Genomic DNA, 7112 nt, shown 5'->3' with positions numbered 1-7112 from the left:
GCGCAATCCCGGCCCGCGCCCCACTCGGCAGGGAAGAGGCCGGCGCAATCCGCGACGTATGGCGGTGGAAAAGCGGACCTTTGGTCATCCGCCGCTAAGCTTTAAGCGATGGTCAAGTCCTTTGTTGATTCCGCTACCACCGTAGACGCCTCCCGGCCTTTTCCGCTCGGCGTCAGCGTCCCCCGCACGGGCAACCCGGCGGCGGACGACCCTCGGGGTGCCTTCGCCAACGTGGCGGTCTACGCACCGGGAGCGGCCAGCCTGGACATCGCCTACCAGGCCCCCGGTGGCACCTGGCAGCTGGAAACCCTGCCCAACGTCACGGACGGTGTCCACCACGGCATCGTCGAAGGAATGCCCGCCGGCTCGCGCTACGGACTGCGCGTCCCGCCGGAGGGGGACGCCCTGCCGCTGTCCGTCCCCACCATGGATTTCGACGCCGACGGCGTGCAGCCGCTGCTGCTGGACCCTTACGGCCGCGGCGTGGACGAGCGCGACGGTTTCACCACCAGCGTGCGGATGGCCGGCGACTTCGACTGGGGCGCGGACCATCTGCCGCGAACCCCGTGGCGTAACAGCATCATCTACGAGGCCCACGTCCGCGGCCAGACCATGCTGCACCCGGATATTCCGGAGCACCTCCAGGGAACCTACGCCGGGATGGCGCACCCTGCCATGGTCGAACACCTGATCGCGCTGGGGATCACCGCCGTCCAGCTCCTGCCCGTCCACTTCCATGTGGACGAGCTGCACCTGCAGAACCTCGGCCTGCCCAACTACTGGGGCTACAACACGGCCGCCTTCTTTGCCCCGCACCCCGGGTACGCCACCCAGGCCGCCCGCGACGCCGGACCCCACGCCGTGCAGGACGAGTTCAAGGGCATGGTGAAACTSCTGCATGCTGCCGGCCTCGAGGTGATCCTCGACGTCGTCTACAACCACACGGCCGAAGGCGGTCCCGACGGGCCGACCCTGAGCTTCCGCGGGCTGGGCGAGCTGGAGTACTACCGCCACGACGGCAACGGCAAATACGTGGACACCACCGGCTGCGGCAACTCGCTGAATTTCGGCGAACCCCGGGTGGTGCAGCTGGTCCTGGACTCCCTGCGGTACTGGGTGAACGAGTTCCACATCGACGGCTTCCGGTTCGACCTCGCCGTCACGCTCTGCCGTAACGCCAACAACGAGTTCGACCCCCGGCACCCCTTCCTGGTCGCGATCGCCGCGGACCCGGTCCTGTCCGAGACCAAGCTCATCGCCGAACCGTGGGACGTCGGCTACGGCGGCTGGCAGACGGGCCGCTTCCCGGCCGGCTGGGTGGACTGGAACGATCACTTCCGCGACGCCGTCCGGACGTTCTGGCTGGCCGACCGTGCAGCAATCGAMGCCGGCGGKCAGGGCGGCTCGGTGGCGCGGCTCGCGGATGCGCTCTCCGGTTCCGCGGCCTTGTTCGCGGCCTCGGGCCGGAGCCGGCTGGCCTCGGTCAACTTCATCACCGCGCACGACGGCTTCACCCTGGCGGACCTCGTCTCCTACGACCGCAAGCACAACGAGGCCAACGGGGAACAGAACCGGGACGGTCACGGGGACAACCGCAGCTACAACCATGGTTTCGAAGGGCGCACGGAGGACGAGGACGTCCTGGCCCGGCGCGCCCAGACCAGCCGAAACCTGATGGCCTCACTGATGATCTCGCAGGGCGTGCCCATGGTCACGGCCGGCGACGAGATCGGCCGCAGCCAGCAGGGCAATAACAACGCGTATTGCCAGGACAACCCCATCACCTGGATCGACTGGACCAGCACGCCGGAATCACACGCCATGCTGCGCAGCACCAAGCGCGTGATCCGGCTGCGCAAGGAGTTCCTGGCCGGCCAGCCGCACGATTACCCGGCCCGGGACCAGCAGTCCTACTTCCACTGGTTCGACGTCAACGGCGAACCGATGTCCGGCGAACGCTGGCAGGACCCGGGCCACCGGGTGGTCCAGCTCCTGCTGGGATCCGACGACGGCCGCGTCGACGGACTGGTGGTCATCAACGGCAGCGCCCAGGACATCAAGGTCACCCTCCCCTCGATCCCGGCCGACGACGGCGCCGGTCACCGGCTGTACGAGCTCCGCCTGACCACCTCTGAGCTCCATGACCGCCGCCAGGGGGTCCGCATCGCCGCCGGCGAGCGTGACGTGGTCCAGGCCAACACCATCAGCATCTACCGCGTCTGACGGCCCGCAGCATGCACATGGGACAGCACCAATGAACGCCCGACGGCTGGCCGGCCTGCTCGCCGTGCTGGCGGGCCTTGTGCTGCTGGCCTTTGTGCTGGGCGGACTCCCGCAGGCAGGGCCGTCCCAGCCCGGACCGGGTCCCGCCGCGGCCTCCCCGGGCAACCCCGGAGCGGGAGCCACCGTTTCCGGCGTCGCCAATCCATCGCAGCTGCCCGAAATCAGGGCCTCCGACCTGCCTCCGGAGGCCCGGAAGACCCTCGCCCTGATCGCCCGTGGCGGGCCGTACCCCTATTCCCGGGATAACGTTCCGTTCGGAAACTTCGAAAGAATTTTGCCGCGGAAATCATCGGGGTATTACCGGGAATTCACCGTGCGGACGCCGGGGGAGTCGGACCGCGGCGCCCGGCGGATCGTCACGGGCGCGGCCGGCGAAAAGTACTACACCGCTGACCACTACGAATCATTCAAATTTATCGCCGAAAACAAGTAAGGGCGCCATGAAATTCTTCTCCGGAGACACCTGGACGCTCGATGAGCTGCAGGCGCAAGTAGACGACGCCGGCCGCCGGGCTTTCGTGGTTCCACCCGCGGCCACCCGGAAAGACGTCCTGCAGGCCTTCGGCGAGGCGCTCGCTTTCCCCGGCCACTACGGCGCGAACCTGGACGCCCTCAACGACTCGCTCCACGACTTCGCCGACGCGGTCAGCGACGACGCCCAGCCGCCGGCCACGGTCATCTGGCAAGTCCCCGCCGCATTCCGCAGTGACCGCGCCTTCGGCATAGTCTGCGAAATCCTCCAGGACGCAGAACGCTACGCCGGCAAAGACCTAAAGGTCATAGCAGTCTGCCTCTAAGCGTCCCGCTAACCGGTCATGCGGAAGCGTGCGTCTAAGCGAGGAACGAGCGAGCACGCGGAGCATGGCCGTTTAGCGGAGCAGCCAGTGAGGAGGTAGAGAATCAGGCGTTGACAATCAAACCCAGTTCGGCCTTCGACGCCAGCCCCTCGTGCTTCGGCAGCACCCGGACGGTGTACCCGAAGGACCCGGACCGGTCGATCACCAGGGTCCCGCTGAACAGGTAGCGGCCCTTGCCGAGGTCCTCCACGGCCTGCAGCTCCGCCACGGTAATGTCCGTCAGCTCATCGCTGTCCTCGGCTCGGCCGTACGCCACCTCCACCGCCACGTCCTCCGGCCGCAGCGTGTGGAGTGCCACGTAGGCGTTTACCTGCAGGTTGTCGCCGATCTGAGGGTCCTCGGAGACGCCCACGGAGTCGACGTGTTCCACCTGGATCTGCGGCCACGCCTCGCGGACCTGTGAGGACCAGGCGGCCAGGGCCTTGGCCTCGGCGAAGTCGTCCGCCGTCGCGTGCCGTCCGGCGATGGCCGCCGGCCGGTACAGGACGTTGACGTAGTCCTGCAGCATCCGGTCCGCCGACACGGCCGGGCCCAGGTGCGCCATGGTGTGTTTGATCATCGAGACCCAGTGGGTGGGAACCTCCTGCGGCCCGGACTGGGAGGGGCCCGCGGCACCGGCCCCGTCGGAGACGGTGAGGCCGTAGAACTTCGGCGCCACCTGCGTCTCCAGCAGCTCATAGAGGGCCGACGCTTCGATGTCGTCGCGTTCCTCCGATGAGGCGTCATTGTTGGCCGTCGGGATCGCCCAGCCGTTCTCGCCGTCGTACATCTCGTCCCACCAGCCGTCCAGCACGGAGAGATTGAGAGAGCCGTTCAGGGCGGCCTTCATCCCGGAGGTGCCGCACGCCTCGAGCGGGCGGAGCGGGTTGTTGAGCCACACGTCGCAGCCTGGGAAAAGCGTCCTTGCCATGGCGATGTCGTAGTTGGGCAGGAACGCGATCCGGTGCCGCACGGCGGGATCGTCGGTGAAGCGGACCAGGTCCTGGATCATCTTCTTTCCGGCGTCATCCGCCGGGTGCGACTTGCCCGCAATCACCAGCTGGATCGGGTGGGTCTTGTGCAGCAGCATGGCCTTGAGCCGCTCCGGGTCGCGCAGCATCAGCGTCAGCCGCTTGTAGGTCGGCACACGGCGCGCGAACCCGATGGTGAGGACGTCCGGATCAAGCACCGAGTCGGTCCAGGACAGCTCGGCGTCCGCGGCGCCGCGTTTCTTCCAGGCCGCCCGGAGGCGTCGCCGGACGTCTTCAACAAGGGAGACCCGCATCTCGCGGCGGAGCGCCCACAGGGCCTCGTCCGTGACGTTGTAGGCCAGGTCCCAGCGGCCCTCCGTCTCGGCATCGGAGCCGAACTGGGTGCGCGCGAGCTGGGACACCCGGGGGTCCACCCAGGTGGGTACGTGAACGCCGTTGGTCACGGAGGTGATCGGCACCTCGGCGTGGTCGAAGCCGGGCCAGAGCGCGGAGAACATCCCGCGGGACACCACACCGTGCAGCTTCGCRACGCCGTTGGCCCGCTGCGCCAGGCGCAGACCCATCACGGCCATGTTGAAGACGAAGGGGTTGCCGTCGGTGAAGTCCTCCCGGCCAAGGTCCAGGATCTTCCCGATCGGGACATCGGGCGCCAGGCCGGCGGTGAAGAAATGCTCGATCTGCGAAGTCTCGAAGCGGTCAATGCCGGCCGGGACCGGGGTGTGGGTGGTGAACACGGTCGAGGCCCGGCCCGCGGTGAGGGCTTCTTCCCAGCTCAGCGGATGCTCGCCGGACATCAGTTCCTGGATGCGCTCGACGCCCAGGAAGCCGGCGTGGCCCTCGTTGGTGTGGAACACCTCCGGGGCCGGAGCGCCGGTGAGCCGCTGGAAGGCGCGCAGGGCCTTAACTCCGCCCATGCCCAGCAGCAGTTCCTGCTGCAGCCGGTGATCCCCGCCGCCGCCGTAGAGCCGGTCGGTGATGCCGCGGGCGGCGTCGTCGTTGCCTGCCACGTTCGAATCGAGCAGCAGCAGCGGAACGCGGCCGACGTCGGCGCGCCACACGTGCGCCAGCAGGCGCCGGCCGTGGGGGAGCGGCAGGGAAATCTGGATGGGCCGCCCGTTGCCGTCCGGAGCAGGTTCGCGGAGCAGGGTCAGCGGCAGGCCGTCCGGGTCCAGGACCGGATACGTTTCCTGCTGCCAGGCGTCCCGGGACAGGGACTGCTTGAAGTAGCCCGCCTGGTACAGCAGGCCGACGCCGATCAGCGGAACACCCAGGTCCGAGGCGGCCTTTAGGTGGTCGCCCGCCAGGATGCCGAGGCCGCCGGAGTACTGTGGCAGCACCTCGGTGATGCCGAACTCGGGAGAGAAGTAGGCGATGCAGCGGGGCGCGTCCTCGCCCAGGCCCTGGTACCAGCGGGGCTGCTCCAGGTACCGGTCCAGGTCCGCGGCCGCTTCGTGGACCCGGCGCACCACGTCCTGGTCCGCCGCGAGGCGCTGCAGTTCTTCCCTGCTGACCAGGCCCAAAAAAGTCACGGGATCGTGGGCGCTCTCGGCCCACGCGTCAGGGTTCAGCTGCTCGAAAAGCTCCCGGGTTTCGAGGTGCCACGACCAGCGGAGGTTGGTGGCGAGCCGCGCCAAAGGCCGGATCGATTCGGGAAGAACGGTTCGGACGGTAAACCTGCGGATAGCCTTCACCTGCGAAACACTAACGGACATCTCCGGGCCCCGGAACAGCTTTGGGTTTCTTTCCGGTAAATGTCATATTGCCGCCGGGAATCACCCGAAAAAAAGTGAGCCGCCTTAGCATTCTGACCCATTTGTAGATAACGTCGAGCCTGTGACGACTAACTCGCGAACCAGTGCCGTGTCCAAGCAAAAGCCGAAGGTCCTGATCACCGAGGGCCTGAAATTCGGCAGGTTTCCCATCACTGCCGTGCAGCCTGCGGTCGAGGACGGGAAGTTTCCCGCCAAGGCTGTAGAGGGCGAGAGCATCGTCGTGGGGGCCACCGCGTTCCGGGAGGGCCACGACATGCTGGGCGTCAGCGCAGTGTTGCTGGATCCCCGTGGCAAGGAGCGGCAACGGGTCCGGCTCGCGCCGCCCCGCGGGAAGCGGGGAGCGGGCACCGATCGCTGGGAGGGCCGGCTGACGCCCTCCGGCACCGGCCGGTGGTCCTTCGTCATTGAGGCCTGGCATGACCGCTACGGCACCTGGCACCACAACGCCGAGGTCAAGGTCGAAGCCGGCATCGACGTCGAACTGATGCTGGCCGAGGGCGCTGCCCTGCTGACCGAGGCGTCCGAGGACCCCACCAGGCCCTCCGCCGACCGGCGGACGCTGCGGATCGCCGTCGTCGGACTCTCCGACGGCTCGAAGACGCCCGAAGAGCGGCTCGCCGCCGGCTTCAGCCCGGCCGTGGCCGGCGTCATCGCCCGGCAGCCCATCCGGGAACTGGTGACGGCCACGGAGCCGTATCCGCTGCTGGTCGAGCGTGAGCTCGCCGGGCGCGGCGCCTGGTACGAATTCTTCCCGCGCTCCGAGGGCGCTGTCCGCAACCACGAAACCGGCGAATGGACCTCCGGAACGTTCCGGACCGCAGCGAAGCGACTGGACGCCGTCGCCGCCATGGGGTTCGACATCATCTACATGCCGCCGATCCACCCGATCGGCACCCAGCACCGTAAGGGCCCGAACAACACCCTGCTGGCCGGTCCGCACGACCCCGGCTCCCCGTGGGCGATCGGTGCGAAAGAGGGCGGACACGACGCCATCCACCCGGACCTGGGCACCTTCGAGGATTTTGATGCCTTTGTGGCCCGCGCCGGCGAACTCGGACTGGAAGTCGCCCTGGACCTGGCCCTGCAGGCCGCCCCGGACCACCCCTGGGTGCAGAGCCACCCGGAATGGTTCACCACCCGGGTCGACGGCAGCATCGCCTACGCCGAGAACCCGCCGAAGAAGTACCAGGACATCTTCCCGCTCAACTTCGACAACGACCCCGCCGGGC

Annotated in this window: 5 protein-coding genes; 4 read left to right on the top strand and 1 reads right to left on the bottom strand. The window is 68.1% G+C overall.

Annotated features, from left to right (window positions below; all coding sequences use genetic code 11):
* Positions 1-108: 108 nt before the first annotated feature.
* The 3 genes from glgX to AC1DHD_RS12330 are packed head-to-tail and all read left to right on the top strand — an operon-like array spanning position 109 to position 3080.
* Complete coding sequence (gene glgX / locus AC1DHD_RS12340) at positions 109-2223, top strand: glycogen debranching protein GlgX (protein ID WP_476879993.1); 2115 nt, start codon at positions 109-111, stop codon at positions 2221-2223.
* A gap of 31 nt (positions 2224-2254) precedes the next feature.
* Positions 2255-2716 (top strand): guanyl-specific ribonuclease, encoded by a 462-nt coding sequence (locus tag AC1DHD_RS12335; RefSeq protein WP_476879992.1) that lies wholly within the window; start codon positions 2255-2257, stop codon positions 2714-2716.
* A gap of 7 nt (positions 2717-2723) precedes the next feature.
* Positions 2724-3080, top strand: a complete 357-nt coding sequence (locus AC1DHD_RS12330; RefSeq protein WP_476879991.1) for a barstar family protein — start codon at positions 2724-2726, stop codon at positions 3078-3080.
* A gap of 103 nt (positions 3081-3183) precedes the next feature.
* Here the strand turns inward: AC1DHD_RS12330 and glgP are convergent, their stop codons facing one another.
* Entirely contained in the window at positions 3184-5802 is a 2619-nt protein-coding gene (glgP, locus tag AC1DHD_RS12325) for an alpha-glucan family phosphorylase (RefSeq protein WP_476879990.1), read from the bottom strand.
* Positions 5803-5944: 142 nt separating this feature from the next.
* Here glgP and AC1DHD_RS12320 point away from each other — a divergent pair.
* Positions 5945-7112 (top strand): maltotransferase domain-containing protein (locus AC1DHD_RS12320; protein WP_476879989.1); only part of this gene is annotated, 1168 nt, incomplete at its 3' end.

The sequence above is a fragment of the Arthrobacter sp. 05L45_2 genome, from assembly GCF_056397525.1.
This window is presented reverse-complemented; position numbering and strand designations above follow the sequence as displayed.